This is a genomic window from Leisingera sp. ANG-M1, from assembly GCF_000813745.1.
Lineage (GTDB): Bacteria > Pseudomonadota > Alphaproteobacteria > Rhodobacterales > Rhodobacteraceae > Leisingera.
Map to the genome: position 1 here is coordinate 201,232 of NZ_JWLC01000007.1, position 15,378 is coordinate 216,609.

Genomic DNA, 15,378 nt, shown 5'->3' on the forward strand with positions numbered 1-15,378 from the left:
CTTTGCTTAGAGGGGGCCTCGACGATCTATTCCCGTACCGCAGCCTGAGCTGAGGGAGCGGGTATGCGAGACCGGGAAAGCGGATTTTGAAAGGAGTACCCGCTACTTTTCGGACGTAGGGGTTTGCAGTTGCAGCGAATGTCCGCAAGGTTCCGGACGGAGCATCGTTCGGTTTGAAATTCTGCATTTGATTGCGAATGGCCGCTCTGGAGAAGCTGCACTGCGGCGGCGGAAACCCTGACCAAGGGCAGCTCTGAGCCGTCCACACCGAACGGCCCAAGTGAGCCAATTTCAACAGCTGCAGCTATTGTCAGTGCGTCTGCAAATTCGTCGTAGAAAATTGCGCCAGCGCGCTGCCCCCATTGTGTGAATCCGCATTTCCAATTTTAGATGCCTACAACCGATAGCAGCCACCTACGCCACTGCTTTTTTATTTTGAGAACCAACGGGATTTTGACAAGCCAACCGCCCCTGGCCGTAAGGGTGAGTGCACTGCCCTCCCCCTCGGGCACCCCAATTAGATAAGGACGTTTCCTAGGCTGCGCCTGCGGGCCGCACCAACCCTGTCGAATAGTAATGCCTCGACCTCTCCCCCGTTCGCCGCGTGGCAGATCAGCTGGAACAGGCGCCTTCGGCGTCTGGCTTGCACTTCAGCCGCCAGCGTATAGAACCGAAAGGACGGGGAATGGAACGACTGTGGGTGCCAAATGGCAAAACTATGCGTCGATCAACAAGAAGTGTCGGGCGACACATAGTATTTCCATCTAGGATCCGCCAAGTCATTGATTGCAAACCAAAGGGGTTCTCTCGATCGCACCAGTCTTTCCTTTTACGACTCATAGGTTTTCCATTGGCGGAAGCAGAATTTCATGCCGTGCGCGGCGAAATCGGACTTTAACCGACTTTGATCAATGCTGCATCTCACTCGAACGTCAGCTATAGGCAGGGAACGCTGATCGCCGAGTTCACCCCACAAGCTAGACGAGTGGGGTTGTAAGCGCCTGTAAAACTTCACCGGAGACATGATGATTTACTACGACAAATTCGAAACGTGGGGCGGGTCTTTCGGCGACCTAGTCGTTGATCTGGTGGGAAAGGAAGTGGTTGATAACCTCGCTGCGTCGACCTTCGAATATATTGAAGATGCGGGCGATTACGTGGTCAGCCATACGGATGTCATATCAATTTAAGACGCAATTCAAAGCTGGCTCCAGGCACGTGATTTTTGCGTCTTCCATGGAACTAGACTGTTGCCCGAGGAAATTCTCTCTGTGCAGCAGGAAGGCCTACGCCCCTTGATTGCCGGTGACCGCGAAAAACGCCTTAGAGAAATCCTTGAGCGCCATTCCAATTGGAATTCTATAAAAAACAAACTTTGTGAAATACTTGAAAATGTTGGCCCAAAGGAAAAGCAGGGCCGAAGGGAAGGGCAAGTCCATTTTAGCCTTTCCAGATCAGGGTTGGTGAATGGATTCGACCATTATTTGACGCATGGGTCAGAGTTTGATCAGCATGTTGTGCGGCTGCTATTTGGTGACCAGTCAGGCCTCCAGTTGCTCAACTCTGAGACCGTTCCCTTCCTTGTTCATGTCTGCTTCAGCGGCGAAGAGCTCATTCAAGGCGCTCATCCGCACTTCAGCTATTCCGACATCTTGGGCATGGGCGAAATACCTGGGATTGCACGAACCTTCCTTAACCCCTGGGCATTCAAAGCGGCAAATCCTAGCTTTGATATCGAAAAGCTGCGAACCGACTGTTGTATGACGCAACGGGTCGCAATCCTGCCCGAACGAATCTCAAATATCGAAACGCTTAGCGACTTGGCCAGAAACTAAGTGTAGGGAAAAAACACTTTGGTTATCTGCTGCTAGCCTAAGTCAACCGATCCTGGGTTGCCGTCCGAAATCTCGAAGCAGACTTTTACGCGGTTAAGCCATGGCCCCTTGTATCTGTGCCGGGGTCTAGCCATATTGAAACCGTGCCGCGCATGGCCATTCCGGTCCGGGTTTCCCATGAAGAACATGCGCACAGATGATCGCAACAAGGCATCCTCACCCAGGGTCTTCGTGGCGGCAATGGACCGAGCCCTCGATCTCGATGACCCTTTTGGGAAACGAAATAGCCATGTCTGATCAAAAATCTGATCAAAAATCTGATCAAAAATTCGGCCTCCCGGCCACCACCGACGTTGCCAAAGCCCAGGCCAAGCGCCTGCGGACTGCCCTCGCCCCGGACTACAAGGTCGGGCATAGTCAAGCACTCGAACTCATCGCCCGGGTACATGGAGAAACCAGCTGGGGGCGTTTGAACTCGCTTATCAGCACCTCCGAGCCGGTTCCCCCAAAGCGAGAGGAAACTCCTCAAAGCGCACCAGCCACCAGACCGCCATCTCCCTCCGGAAAGATGCTCGAACAACGCACCATTAGGGCGCTGTTGAGCGGCCTCGAGAAGGCCCGAGACACCGCACCTACCGGAAAAACCCGGGCCAAAACTGCCGAGCTTTTGAAGCAGGAAATTATTCTCCCGATCTCCCTTGAGGGCTGGCTAGACACGCTGGACCCTAATCTAGGTGGAATGGTTTTTGACATAGGGGCGGACACAATCACAGAGCTATCCGGTGCGGCGGAGATTGCGCGGTATCACCGACCGAAGGCCACCGACACGACCACTTATGCTACCACGGGACTACGCCCTGCTGGGTTTGCCGCAGTACTAGTCTGGCTCGAACGTCTCGGCTTCGACACACACCCGGAGGTGTTTTATGAAGACTTCCTCCCCAAAATTAGGCGCGCCAAGCTCCTAGACGGGGATGAGCTGACCTGTCTCTGGCACGCTCGTGAACGCAAGAAATTCAAGACATTCGAAACTTTTAACGGTGGCGTCGTTGTAGAGGATCCTGAGTACGTGTCCTTTACCGGCCGGACCGGGCTAAACATCCGTGCGACACGGAGCAAGGATCCGCTGGGACCGATCCAGTCCCTGAGCATCTTTCGTTGAGCGATAAGAGGCCCGCCTTTTTGTCATAAGGCAGGGGCAAATTCTCTTGATCTTGAACGACAATGAACCCGCCCTTTTGGGGCGGGCCTTTTGTTACTAGAGCGTCTTTTGCATGTAGAAGGCGCTGAGTGCCACTAACTGCTGGCTCGGGCTTTAAGCACTTTTGCCAGTTGGCGATAATCACCCACCGACGGGTCTTTGACAATCAAGGGTAGAGCTTCCAGTAGGCGTGGGAATGATCTGATCTCTGCGCGCTCAAGAACGCTTATGCAAAGATTAAAGTTGTTCGAATTGTACCACGGCATTTGCCCTTCTGAGAGAAGCCATGTCTCCTCTACGAAGTTGATCCGTTCCCATGGGTTCATGCGTTCAGGTGTTTTGCCTTCGCGCAACCGCCACATTGGGAAGTAGTCCCTGGAGAATAGAACTCGGCTTCCATCTTGTTCAGTCCAAACACCATAGGGAACGTAAAGGCGCATCGGAATAAAAAGTGGCAATGGAGTGCGAGGTCCGATGTACTCGAAGTCAGCCACCCCGGCATTTGCTGACTTGTGAGTAATAACACGGGTTGGTCGGCCAAATTCACGCAAAATGACATGTTCACCATTGCGGCCTGGGCTTTTCAACTTTCCGATTTGGCCAGGTTGGCGCCAACCTTGCGGCGGAAGGGCAGTTTTTTCAAAGACCTGAGTAATGACCTGGATTGCGCGGCTCATGTCAGACGTGCGGCCACTACGAAAAATGGTATTTGCAAGAACATGTTGGGCGGCCACTGGACCTACACCAAGCTGGTTCGAGATCTGTGCCGTGGTAGTGATCTCGATTTCAATCAGTTGGTCTTCTGAAAGGTTATGCTCTCCAGGTTCCGTTGGCCCGTTCCGGCTGAGATCAAAGTAGTCTTTGTAACCAACGGCCGTCGAGATTACCTCACGGCACTGACTCAGGGACGCTGCCGATTCGTGCACCAGCATTTTGGCGGCTTTGTTCACGCTACCGATAGGCAGATGACGTAGTCTCATGATTTAACTCCAACCAGAGCTGTATCTCAACGTGTCCACTGCGCTAGATGCTCTGATTCGGGTTGCATCAAGAGTTCTTCAAACCTGCCGGGTAGGCTTTGCCAATGTGGACGGCTCGGGTGGCGTGCTCCGGAAATTTGAAACTAGGAGCTCCATTTAGAATTTTCAACCATTCTTCCGAAGTGACTGCGAAAATTTCCGACCAGGAGAAGTTTAAAGGGGGTCACTAATTTGCGTCCTGTGTTGCAGTAGAGTTCCCTATCGAGATGCCCTTTTCCTCTGGTGAACCGCTGATGTCTTCTGTTGTTCGTTCGGTAGAGCGAACTATCAAACACTCGAGTTCTTGGAGAAACTATTGTCACGCATGGCTACCAACGCTTGATCAACCGATGCCGCAACGCGGCGTAACCAAAACGGCCGTTGTTCGCGGAAGCAACTAGGACCCCTTAGTGGCGTGCAGAAGTGTAAAGGTTCTTGTTGAAATTGTGCGTGTAATACATACGGTAGTGGTGTGTGCGGGCGGAGCGCACGGCGCTAGTTCCCATTGCAGGGACTAAACTTAAAGCACGGGTCAACGGCCCAGTTTCGGCTACCTCTAGGGCCTCTAGGGGGCTAAACGGTGAAAAAATTACGCTCGCACACACCAGGAGAATAGGTTGAACGACATGAGCAGTGACCCCTTCGGCAATATTTGGATCACGAGCCGAATTCGCATGGATGCCCACGCGAAGTTCACTCGCCTCGACCGACTTTCACACATAACTTTGACGATTTACTCAGTCGCTCTACTCGGTTTTTCTGTATTCCAATCTCATTTAGCAAACACTCCCCTTGGACCCTACACCTCAGAGATTTCTATAGTTCTTTCTGCCAGCATTCTTTGTGCCTCTCTTGTGGTATAGGGGTTGGGATTTGGGGAAACAGCCAGAAATCACCGTGAATGCTATTTATCCTTACAAAAGCTTTATGATGCTGATTTGAGTGAAGTGGATAAAAGAGTTGCCTACCAAGACATTCTAGAGAAACACCCAGACCAAAGCGATCTTGACTATGAGCGATTTATCTTTCGGAAATTATGGATTGAGGATACGTCATTGGAAACGGCGCGAGGGCCTGTAAAAATGGGTTGACCGAGGGCTGTTAAGTACTTGGTGAAAGAACTTTTTGTTTGGGTGTTCGGGGTGGCTATGATCACCTCTCCCGCCATTGTTATTGCTGCGATCTATGTCATCTAATGATCAAAGCCTGCTATTTGAATTTTTCTTCTGTGAAGAAAATCTATCCCGTATATTCGATGAGCGTATTAGAGATGCAAAATTCATTGGTTTGGATGGAGTGAGCGCTTCAGCGCTGGAAGAGAACCTTGAAGACGTTGTTGCCACAGTGGTGATGAAGATACATGCGGGCCGCTACAGGTTCACTAGGTTTCGTGAAAAACTGATCATTAAGAACCATAGAAACCCCCGAGGCAGATCGAGATCCCAACGGTCCGAGACGCCCTGGTGTTGCGCGCACTGTGTGACTATCTAACCAGATTCTTTGATGATTGCCGCATGACACCGCCGCATGATGTCATCAAACGTTTAGCTACGGCAGCACGGGCGGCAGCGGCCGATGATTGTTTTCTGCGGATGGATGTCGTCAACTTTTACCCGACCATTGCTCATGATCTGCTGCTTGCGCAGCTGAGGAAACGTGTGCCAGATCACCTCGCATTGCAGCTTGTTCGTGACTCGATAGCGACACCAACAGGGTTTGATGAGCCGGAAAGACGTTCGCTGGGCGTCCCGCAGGGGCTGAGCATATCGAATATTCTATCAATGGTTTACATTCATGACTTCGAGACCTCCTGCAATCGGAAACACAATTATTTTCGATATGTAGACGACATTGTGGTCCTAGCAAAGCAAGGAGAAGTCAGCGGAATTCACTCAGATATCGAAGAATATCTTTCTGACCGTCTGCGTTTGGAAACCCATCCGCTGGAGGAAGGAGGAGGTATGACAATGATTTCAACTGTGGCTATGGGAACAGACTATCTAGGGTACAGGGTTAGAGCCACTGGTCTCAGTATTCGTGATACGTCGTACAAAATAATGTTTCGTGCGATTGTAGGGTGCTTGCGGTCTTTACGAGGCACAGGCACAGTGGAACAAGTGCTTTGGAAACTCAATTTGATCGTCACTGGTTGCCGATTTGAGAACCGTTCCGTTGGTTGGGTTTTCTTCTTTCGGCAGTCAACGGACATGGCACAGTTTCACCGCATGGATGTTTTCGTCGCGAAACAAATGGGAATCTATGGACTTGCGCACCAAGTTGGCCGGGCCAAGAGTTTCGTAAAAGCTTATCGCGAGATCAGGTATAATCGAGAGGCGACGACCCATATCCCAGATTTTGATCACTTCACTCTAGCTGACAAAATTCGCGTCATTTCTCTTATTCGCGGGATTTCGGAGGAGCGTCTAGGTCGAATGGACCGGGAAGATCTTGATGAGCTCTATTGGTCAATCGTTCGAGGGCAAGTGGCCAGAATGGAGCGGGAGACCGTGGATTTCGGTGCAAACTCTGGTGGTTATTGACGGCTAATCTACCAAAGAACACTGCTATATGGTGAGCTATGGTAGCGATAGACAGCTGATTTCCGTCCCGGCTGCTTTCCTCCTGCCCATCCTGTCTAGTTTAGAATGTGATCGCGGACGAGACCGCGATCGCTTGCACAGGAGACAGCCGCGCCTCCGCTCCGCTCTTGCGCGCCTGGCATCTTCCGTTTGATTAGTCCGCCTGCCATCCGGCTGGCAATCTGAACACGGGTTCTGATGCCGCTGCGCGTCAGCCTCCACGGAGAAATCCGGTTCCTCCCGCGCCAGGCGCGGGCCCCTCCCAATTTCGCCGCTTCGGCCCCGTGTGTCAGATCACCTTCCGGCCGCAGTCCGGGCTGCGCCCACCCTGCTTTGCCCTCCGGAAGACACGAGGTCTTCCGAAGTGAAAATCAGGGAAGGCTTCGCCACTGGCGGAATAGGAGGCGCGAGCGGAGATGTTGGAGACACGGAAAAAGGAAAGGTTCTGTCGCAACTGGCAAAACTATCTGTCGCCCGACAAGAAGGTAGTGGCGGACCGAGGAGGATTCGAACCCCCGACCCCTTGATTCGTAGTCAAGTACTCTATCCAGCTGAGCTATCGGTCCACTGCGGCGGGGTTTAATCATAGCACCGCAGAGTCGCAACCCCAAAAACAAAAATAGTTTCACCTGCCTGTTACGTTTTGCCCTGACAGGGATGGAACGGTCAAAGCGCACCGTCCCCCTTGGGCAGGCAAATCTCAAACACCGTGCCTTCCGGGCCGGTGTTCTTCAGCATCACTGAACCGCCGTGGCCGCGGGCCAGCTCGCCGGCAATCGCCAGCCCCAGCCCGGTGCCGCCCTTGCGAGCACCGCCCTGAAACGGGGTGAAAAGGTTGTCCTGCGCTTTTTTCGGCAAACCCGGGCCGGTGTCGGCCACAGTGATCAGCCAGGCCTCGTCGCCGTCGCTGGCGGAAATCACGACTCTGCCAGGCTTGCCGGTGGCGGCGATCGCCTGGCGGGCGTTGCGCACCAGGTTCATGATGATGCGGAACAGCTGCTCGGGATCGGCGCGCAGCATCAGCCCCGGCGCCACTTCGCTGACGATCTCCACCCCGGCCTCTCCCGCCGCCAGGGTTTCGCTTTCGGCAATATCTGCTGCCAACTCGCCCAGCGCCACATGGGCAAAGGCGGGGGCCGGCTCTTCCGCGCGCCCAAAGGCAAGCGTGCCCTCGCACAGGGACACTGCGCGGGTGATCGAATTCACCAGCTTTGGCGCCAGACGGCGCACCAAGGGGTCCTCGCTCATCTCGATACGGTCGGTGAACAGCTGCGCCGAGGTCAGGATATTGCGCAGATCATGACTCACCTTTGCCACCGCTCCGCCCAGCTGCGCCAGCCGCTCGCGCTGCTTCAGCGCGTGGGTCAGCTCGGTCTGCAACTGCATCAGCGCCTCTTCCGCCTCGCGCAGCTCCACTACGCCGGAACTTGGGTTGATGATGCCGCGCCCGTCTTCCGGCGCTGCCGCATAGCGCTGCATATAGCCGATCACCCCTTTGATCGGCTTCACCAGCACAATCCGCACCGCGACAAATAAGAGCAGCGCCGTAAAGACTGAAATCACCGCCGAAAGAATCAGGATCCGCACCCCGTAGTCCACCATTGCGGCGCGCAGGGGCGCGGTCTCCATGGTGACCTCGATCAGCAGGCCCGCATCCCGCACCGGCGCCCCGATCACCCGGATGATCTCATTCTCCGGGCGCAGCAGACGGTTCATTGCATCCATGATCAGCACCATGGCGCCTGCCATGCGCAAATCATAGGTGGCACCGATCTCCTGCGGGATCGGCGAGGCCAGCATCAGCTGGCGGATTTCATCGCGGCGCAGCACCACGTTGTAGACGCCCGCATTTTCCAGAAGCTCCGCTTCCAGCTCGGTCTCAAGCATGTCGTCTGCCAGCAATGCCAGCGAGGCGATCTGCGCCCGCTGCAGCCGGTCAGACAGGTAATCCTCGCGGAACCGCGCGATCGATGGCACAAAGATCAGAACCTCGGCCAGCATCACGAAGACCGTGGTCAGGATCAGAAATCTGCCCGAAAGCGTGTTGAGCATTCCGCCGCCTTTGCTTCAAGGAATCCAGCGCTGAACAAAGCGCACTGCGCGTTTAACAAAGCTACTCTCAAACAGCCGCGGGGAAAAATACGCCCCTGCCGCCCGCTTGTTAATTTCGCTGATACTTGGATAAGGCGCAACCATTGCCGCCACTTGGCTCATTTTCAGGTTGTTGGCGATGGCCATCGACCACAATCCGATCTGCTCGCCCGCCTGATGGCCTGCGATGGTGACGCCGACGGGGCGGCCCTTGAACACCATCACCTTGACGAAACCCTTGGTCTTGCGCTCGGCAATGGCGCGGTCGTTGTGGTGGTAGTCGAACCGTGCCACTTCCAGTTTCACGCCATAGATGTCCCGCGCCTGTGCCTCGGTCAGCCCGACCTGCGCCAGTTCCGGATCGGTATAGGTGGCCCAGGGGATATGGCTGGTCTTGGCTTTGGAGGGCAGGCCGAACAGGGCTGAGCGGATGATGATGCCCGCATGATAGCCCGCCACATGAGTGAACTGCAGCCCGCCAGCCACATCACCAATGGCGTATACCTTCTTGTTGGTGGTCAGCAGGCTCTCATCCACCTTGATGCCGTTGCCCTGGGTCTCAATCCCGGCGGCCTCAAGGTTCAGCCGTTCCATATTGGCCTTGCGCCCCACCGCCATCAGCAGATGCGTGCCCTTGAAGCGGCTGCCGTCCTTGGTCTCGACTTCAATGGCCCCTGCCTGCCCGCCAATGCGCGAAACCATGGCGCCCTCGGCGATCTCCACGCCCTCGGCGCGCAAACTGTCCAGCACCAGGGCTGCAGCCTCTGGGTCATCTTTGCCCAGCGCCTTGTAGCCCTCGATCACTGTCACCTTGCTGCCCAGCCGGATATGCGCCTGCGCCATCTCCATGCCAATCGGGCCGCCGCCGATAATCAGCAGATGCTCCGGCTTTTCACGCAGCTCAAACAAGGTCTCGTTGGTTTCATAAGGAACTGTGTCCAAGCCGGGAATCCGCGGCACCAGCGGCGAGGATCCTGTGGCAATCACCACCCGCCGCGCGGTGATGCGGTGCGGGCCGGCCTCGACCTCGGTGGGCGACACGAAACGTCCGAACTCCCGGATCACCCGCACGCCGAAGCCTTCGAACCGCTCCTGGCTGTCAACCGGCGCGATCGTATCAATCACTGCTTGCACATGATCCTTGGCGGCAGCGTAGTCCGCATGCGGCACCTGATCTGCGACACCAAAACCCTGCGTATGGGCCTGCACATGCGCCGCCTTGCCGCTAGCCAGCAGCGCCTTGGAGGGCACACATCCATAGTTCAGGCAGTCGCCGCCCATCTTGTGGCCTTCCAGCAGCACCACCGATGCGCCCATCTGGCTGGCCCCTGCTGCCACCGACAACCCGCCCGACCCGGCGCCGATGACCAGGAGATCACATGTAATGCTGCTCATGACTTACAGACCCTTGTTTTTCTTGCCGCGGATGGATTTCACGATGATCGGCATTGCCGCCAGCACGCACAGGCCCAGAATCGGCCCGATCACATGCGGCTCCCACAACAGGCTCAGATCCGGGCTCTCGCCGCGGTCGAACACCTCACCCAGGCCGACCCCGATCCAGGTAAACACGATGCCGCCCGGAATGATGCCCACCGCAGTGGTCCACAGGAAGTTGCGGAACTTCACCCCCACCAGCGCGGGCAGCAGATTGGCGACAAAGAACGGCACTGCCGGCACCAGCCGCAGCAGCAGCAGAACCTCGATCTCATTCTGCCGCAGCGCCTGCTTCAGCATCTGCACCCGGCCCTCGGCTGATTCCATCTTGGCAGTCAGCGTGGCCCCAAGCCCCCAACGCGCTGCCAGGAATATCCCCGCAGCACCAATAGTCGCCGAAATCACATTAAAGGCTGTCCCGGTTAACAGCCCGAACAGAAACCCGCCGGTGACCGAGGCCACTGCCGCACCGGGCAGCGAGAACACCACGATCACGATATAGATGCCGATGAACAACGCCGCGAGGCCCAGATAGTTCTGGTCGCGGAAGGCCATCAGCGCCTCGCGGTTGTCGCGCAGCGTGTCAAAGGTCAGGTAGTCCTTCAGAGTCATCGCCCCGACCAGCGCGACCGCCACAAGGGCGATCAACGGCAGGTGACGGGCCAGGCCAGGCTTGCTGCCGGACTGGGAATCGGTTTTCGGGGTCTCGCTCATATCGCTCATAGGTCCGTCTCTATAGGTGCCCTTTGTTGCTACGTGTTAAATGGCCTGCATGCGAGGGCACGGCAGCCCGGCTCACGGCCGCTTGATCACCCGCCCCCGGATTCGTGAGATTTGTGGCAGAATCAGGCGGGGCTTGTTACATCCACCTTGCCCGGAGACGGCTTCCGGCGCGGTTTTTGGCAGAAATGTTGCACATCTTCCCGAAAACCCGTGCTGCAGGGTTTGACTTACCCGCCGTTCGCTTCTAAAGACCGGGCTTCGAGATAGACCCCGGGCGGGCGATTCCGCTGTGCCCGTAGACAATGTGGAGACCGGAGCGATGAAACGCACCTATCAGCCTTCGAACCTGGTTCGTAAACGCCGCCACGGCTTCCGTGCGCGCATGGCCACCAAAGCAGGCCGCAAGATCCTGAACGCTCGCCGCGCACGCGGCCGCAAAGAACTGAGCGCATAAGCTCAGTTCCCGTTCTGACGGACATGACACCGCCGGAGGCCCCCAAGGACGGCAACGCTGCCCGCGGGGATACGCCTCCGGCGGTGTCCGTTTGCGCATCTGCTGCGCCCAAGCCCGAGGTCATGGCCAAGCGCCGTGATTTCCTCGCCTGCGCCCGCCCGCCTGCCCGCAAGCAGGGCACCAAGGGGATGATGGTGCAGGGCCGGAACCGAAAGGACGAGGGCGGCATCCGCGTCGGCTTCACCTGTTCCAAGAAAGTCGGCAATGCCGTTGCCCGCAACCGTGCCAAGCGCCGCCTACGCGAGGCCGCGCGGATGATTCTGCCCATCCATGGCCGCCCCGGCTGGGACTATGTTCTGATCGGCCGGGCCGTAGAAACCGCCCAGCGTCCCTTCGAGGAGCTGAAGCGCGACCTGGTCTACGCCTTGAAGAAAATCCACGGGAAGTAGCCGGCCGGACTTTTGGCCTCATTGCCACGCAGCCGCCCTGCCCCTATCTATCCCGCATGACCCTGCTGGCTCAAATCTTCGCCCTGCCCGTGCGCGCCTACCGGCTGCTGTTCAGCCCCTGGGTCGGCTTCAATTGCCGTTACCAGCCCACCTGCTCGGCCTACGCGCTGGAAGCGCTGGAGAAACACGGGGCCATCAAAGGCGCCTGGCTCACCGCGCGCCGCATCGGCCGCTGCCATCCCTTTGGTGGCGATGGATATGACCCGGTGCCGGATCAAACCAGCCGCAAACCCGGTGAGTAATCCTCTCCCCCCGGCGCTTTTGCTGCATTTTTGCCACAGTAAGGAAATCCGGCATGATCCGCAGCCTGGCGGCCATGCTAACCGGTGCGAACGATCAACCTATAGATGCAGGGAGGGCTGTTCATGAACAATCTGGTTCGCTCGCGACGCGCTCCCGCAGCTTATGCAGGTATGGCAGCCGCCGGTTCCGGCTGGCCTATGACCCGCTCCATGCGCTGACCCGCGCCTGCTCTGATCGTCACTTCCCAAACCACCGACAGCTAAGCCTCTGCCAGAGCCCGTTTTCCGGCTCACGCTGACCGCTTTAGCGTCACCTTTCAACTTCACACAACAGGACCCGGCTGCCCGCAGCCGGAGAAAACCATGACACGCACAGAGTTTACCACGCCTATCCGCGACCCCCATGCCGCCCTGGCCCAGATCCTGGCCGACCTCGGCCTGCGCCGCACCCTGACGGCGATCCTGCGCCAGATCCTTGCCGCCCACAGTCCTCCGCGAAAAGCAGCGCGCACCCAGGCGCTCAGCAACCACATGCGCCGCGACATCGGCCTGGCGCCGCTGCCCGAGGAACTGCCCTCGTCGCGCGGCTACCTGTAGCTCAGGGCTGAACCACCAGAGGCCGGCACAGGCCCGGCCTTTGGGCATTTGCCTTTTTTCCTTGGCAAAACGCGCGGCCTCGGCTAGGGCGCGGCCATGCTTGATGATGATCTGGACGAAATCCACCCGCTGTTTGCAGGCGCACCCTCGACGACTGAGTTCAAGAAACTCAGGAAGCGCATCGTACGCTATGCGCGCGAAGCGATCGAGCAATACGGCATGGTGGAGCGCCGCGAAGACGGCAGCACGCCCAAGTGGCTGGTCTGCCTGTCCGGCGGCAAGGACAGTTACACACTGCTGGCGGTTCTCTACGAACTGAAGTGGCGCGGCCTTTTGCCGGTGGATCTGCTGGCCTGCAACCTGGACCAGGGCCAGCCCGGCTTTCCGGCTACTGTTTTGCCCGAGTTCCTGGAAAAGATGGGCGTGCCGCACCGGATCGAATACCAGGACACCTATTCCATCGTCGTCGACAAGGTGCCGCAGGGCCGCACCTACTGCGCCCTGTGCTCGCGCCTGCGCCGCGGCAACCTATACCGCATTGCCCGCGAAGAAGGCTGCTCGGCGGTGGTTTTGGGCCATCACCGGGATGACATCCTGGAAACTTTCTTCATGAACCTGTTCCACGGCGGCCGGCTAGCAACCATGCCGCCCAAGCTGGTCAATGAGGAAGGCGACCTGTTCGTGTTCCGCCCGCTGGCGCATGTGGCCGAGGCCGACTGTGAGAAATTCGCCCGCTCGATGAACTACCCGATCATCCCCTGCGACCTCTGCGGCAGCCAGGACGGGCTGCAGCGCCAGCAGGTGAAACAGATCCTGGATCAGTGGGAATCAAATTCACCCGGGCGGCGCCAGGTGATGTTCCGGGCGCTGATGAATGCGCGTCCTTCGCACCTGCTCGACCCGAAACTGTTCGATTTCGCGGGTCTGGAACTGAAGAATCCGGTTTCCGAACCGGAAATAGATGGAATTCCCAAGCTGCGTTAACTCCCGGGTTAGAACAGCGCCTTAGTCTCATGCCGGAACGACTGGCTGCAGACGAAAGGTCTGAGAATGACAAACACGGGTTCAGGTCTCCTGGCGCGCCTCCGGCAAACCCTTGCCCCCGCACTTTTCGGGCCGCCCGTGCTCGCCTTTCTGCCTGCCCTCACCCTGGCCACCTATTGGCTTGGCGGCGAGGCTGCGCTGCTGTCGGTTGCCCTCGGCCTGCCGGTGCTGATTGCCGCGACCGGCGGCTTCAGCAAGCTCGGCGGCTCCAGCCTTCCGCGTGACAGTGTCACCGGCATGATTCTGCGCGACGGGTTTGAAAAGGAAACCGCCCGCATTTACGAGGAATGCGCCGATTCCGATCTCCGCTCAGCCATCTTTGTGCTGGAGCTGGATGACTACAAGGATCTGGCGGACCGCCACGGCCAGGAAGCCGGCGACCGGATCATGCAGCATTGCGGGGCGCAAATCGCCTCGGTGCTGCGCCAAAGCGATACGGTGGCCCGGATCGGCGACAGCCGGTTTGCCATCGCCCTTGCGCCCACGTTGCAGCTGGACCTGGAACTCTGCATTCAGCTGGCGGGCCGGATGCAGACCGCCGCCGAAGAACCTGTGCCTCTGGACGGCACCACTGTCTACATGACCTCCTCTATCGGCTTCTGCCAGCGCAACCGGGCTCCCGCAACAGGTGCCAACGACTGGATCAGTTCCGCGACCACCGCCCTGGCCGAAGCTCAAAGCAGCGGCCCCGGGGGCATTCGCGCCTTTTCCGCCGACATGTCGGGCCGCGGCAATTCCCGCACCAACCTGCGCGAGGAGGCCGCCGCTGCACTGGAGGGCGGTCAGATCCAGGCCTGGTTCCAGCCGCAGATCTGCACTGACACCGGCCGGGTATCGGGATTTGAAGCCCTGGCGCGCTGGTCGCACCCGGTGCAAGGGCTGATCCCGCCCTCGACCTTCCTGCCCGCGCTGGAAGAAGCCGGGCTGATGGACCGGCTCAGCCAGGTGATGCTCTACAACGCTTTGGTCGCGATCAAGGCCTGGGACGCAGCGGGCGTGCATGTGCCCAGCGTCGGGGTGAACTTCGCCACCCAGGAACTGCGCAACCCCGGTCTTGCCTCCCGGGTGAAATGGGAGCTTGAGCGTTTTGAGCTGCCGCCGGAACGGCTCTGTGTGGAAATTCTGGAAACCGTGATGACCGATCAGCCCGATGATGTGGTCACCCGCAACATCCTGGCGCTGAGCGACCTGGGCTGCCAGATCGACCTGGATGATTTCGGCACCGGCCATGCCTCCATCGCTGCGGTGCGCCGTTTCAGCATTTCCCGCATCAAGATCGACCGCTCCTTTGTCATGAAGGCGGACCGGGATCCGGAGCAGCAGAAACTGATCTCCGCCATCCTCACCATGGCCGAGCGGCTGGATCTGGAAACCTTGGCCGAGGGTGTCGAAACCGCAGGCGAGCATGCCTTACTGGCGCAGCTGGGCTGCGGCCATGTCCAGGGCTTCGGCATCGGCCGCCCGATGCCCTTCGACCAGACCCTGGATTGGATCACCGCCCATGAGGCCAAGCTGCAGGACGCTCCGGTGATCGGCCGCCATACGCCCTGAGCGCCCGAATCCTCGCAATTCCTTTGATTTTCTGCCGCGCCGGGGCCCTATGCCGCCCCGGCGCGCCGCGATTCTGCTTGACCTTTGCGGCCCACC

Annotated in this window: 15 protein-coding genes and 1 tRNA gene; 11 read left to right on the plus strand and 5 right to left on the minus strand. The window is 58.0% G+C overall.

Annotated elements, in window-relative coordinates; all coding sequences use genetic code 11:
- Positions 1-1,025 precede the first annotated feature (1,025 nt).
- The 3 genes from RA19_RS26920 to RA19_RS06395 all read left to right on the plus strand — a co-directional run bounded on the left by RA19_RS26920 (position 1,026) and on the right by RA19_RS06395 (position 2,997).
- Positions 1,026-1,190, plus strand: coding sequence for a hypothetical protein (locus RA19_RS26920; RefSeq protein WP_193748233.1), 165 nt, complete (start codon positions 1,026-1,028; stop codon positions 1,188-1,190).
- A gap of 60 nt (positions 1,191-1,250) precedes the next feature.
- Positions 1,251-1,835, plus strand: coding sequence for a hypothetical protein (locus tag RA19_RS26475; RefSeq protein WP_152615697.1), 585 nt, complete (start codon positions 1,251-1,253; stop codon positions 1,833-1,835).
- Positions 1,836-2,124: 289 nt separating this feature from the next.
- Complete coding sequence (locus tag RA19_RS06395; RefSeq protein ID WP_039160707.1) at positions 2,125-2,997, plus strand: glyoxalase superfamily protein; 873 nt, start codon at positions 2,125-2,127, stop codon at positions 2,995-2,997.
- Positions 2,998-3,131: 134 nt separating this feature from the next.
- Here RA19_RS06395 and RA19_RS26480 read toward each other — a convergent pair whose 3' ends face one another.
- A complete protein-coding gene (locus tag RA19_RS26480; RefSeq protein WP_152615698.1) occupies positions 3,132-4,016 on the minus strand; it encodes a hypothetical protein in 885 nt (294 codons plus the stop codon).
- 665 nt (positions 4,017-4,681) lie between these two features.
- Between RA19_RS26480 and RA19_RS27745 the strand changes: the two genes are divergently transcribed.
- Positions 4,682-4,918 (plus strand): hypothetical protein, encoded by a 237-nt coding sequence (locus tag RA19_RS27745; protein WP_446720263.1) that lies wholly within the window; start codon positions 4,682-4,684, stop codon positions 4,916-4,918.
- 576 nt (positions 4,919-5,494) lie between these two features.
- On the plus strand, positions 5,495-6,595 hold the full coding sequence (locus RA19_RS06405; protein WP_275041714.1) for an RNA-directed DNA polymerase: 1,101 nt from the start codon (positions 5,495-5,497) through the stop codon (positions 6,593-6,595).
- Positions 6,596-7,123: 528 nt separating this feature from the next.
- On the opposite strand, the gene RA19_RS06410 is transcribed toward RA19_RS06405, so the two are convergent.
- The 4 genes from RA19_RS06410 to RA19_RS06425 all read right to left on the minus strand — a co-directional run bounded on the left by RA19_RS06410 (position 7,124) and on the right by RA19_RS06425 (position 10,885).
- Positions 7,124-7,200: transfer RNA gene (locus tag RA19_RS06410), tRNA-Arg, on the minus strand.
- Positions 7,201-7,300: 100 nt separating this feature from the next.
- Positions 7,301-8,686 (minus strand): sensor histidine kinase, encoded by a 1,386-nt coding sequence (locus RA19_RS06415; protein WP_039160713.1) that lies wholly within the window; start codon positions 8,684-8,686, stop codon positions 7,301-7,303.
- Positions 8,687-8,701: 15 nt separating this feature from the next.
- The gene (locus tag RA19_RS06420; RefSeq protein ID WP_039160715.1) at positions 8,702-10,120 is read right to left on the minus strand and encodes a dihydrolipoyl dehydrogenase family protein; all 1,419 of its coding nucleotides are present in this window, start codon (positions 10,118-10,120) and stop codon (positions 8,702-8,704) included.
- 3 nt (positions 10,121-10,123) lie between these two features.
- Positions 10,124-10,885 carry a TVP38/TMEM64 family protein gene (locus tag RA19_RS06425; RefSeq protein WP_039160717.1) on the minus strand — a complete coding sequence of 254 codons (762 nt, stop codon included), beginning with the start codon at positions 10,883-10,885 and terminating at the stop codon, positions 10,124-10,126.
- A 319-nt stretch (positions 10,886-11,204) separates the two neighbouring features.
- Here RA19_RS06425 and rpmH point away from each other — a divergent pair, with 319 nt between their 5' ends.
- From rpmH to RA19_RS06455, 6 genes are all read left to right on the plus strand, one after another.
- Entirely contained in the window at positions 11,205-11,339 is a 135-nt protein-coding gene (gene rpmH, locus RA19_RS06430) for a 50S ribosomal protein L34 (RefSeq protein ID WP_008554144.1), read from the plus strand.
- Positions 11,340-11,362: 23 nt separating this feature from the next.
- The gene (gene rnpA / locus RA19_RS06435) at positions 11,363-11,788 is read left to right on the plus strand and encodes a ribonuclease P protein component (RefSeq protein ID WP_039160719.1); all 426 of its coding nucleotides are present in this window, start codon (positions 11,363-11,365) and stop codon (positions 11,786-11,788) included.
- Positions 11,789-11,844: 56 nt separating this feature from the next.
- Entirely contained in the window at positions 11,845-12,090 is a 246-nt protein-coding gene (gene yidD / locus RA19_RS06440) for a membrane protein insertion efficiency factor YidD (RefSeq protein ID WP_039160721.1), read from the plus strand.
- A 363-nt stretch (positions 12,091-12,453) separates the two neighbouring features.
- The gene (locus RA19_RS06445; RefSeq protein ID WP_039160723.1) at positions 12,454-12,687 is read left to right on the plus strand and encodes a hypothetical protein; all 234 of its coding nucleotides are present in this window, start codon (positions 12,454-12,456) and stop codon (positions 12,685-12,687) included.
- Between the two features lie 96 nt (positions 12,688-12,783).
- Positions 12,784-13,671 (plus strand): tRNA 2-thiocytidine(32) synthetase TtcA, encoded by an 888-nt coding sequence (gene ttcA, locus RA19_RS06450; RefSeq protein ID WP_039160725.1) that lies wholly within the window; start codon positions 12,784-12,786, stop codon positions 13,669-13,671.
- A 66-nt stretch (positions 13,672-13,737) separates the two neighbouring features.
- The gene (locus tag RA19_RS06455) at positions 13,738-15,282 is read left to right on the plus strand and encodes a putative bifunctional diguanylate cyclase/phosphodiesterase (RefSeq protein WP_039160727.1); all 1,545 of its coding nucleotides are present in this window, start codon (positions 13,738-13,740) and stop codon (positions 15,280-15,282) included.
- The last annotated feature ends 96 nt before the right edge of the window (positions 15,283-15,378 follow it).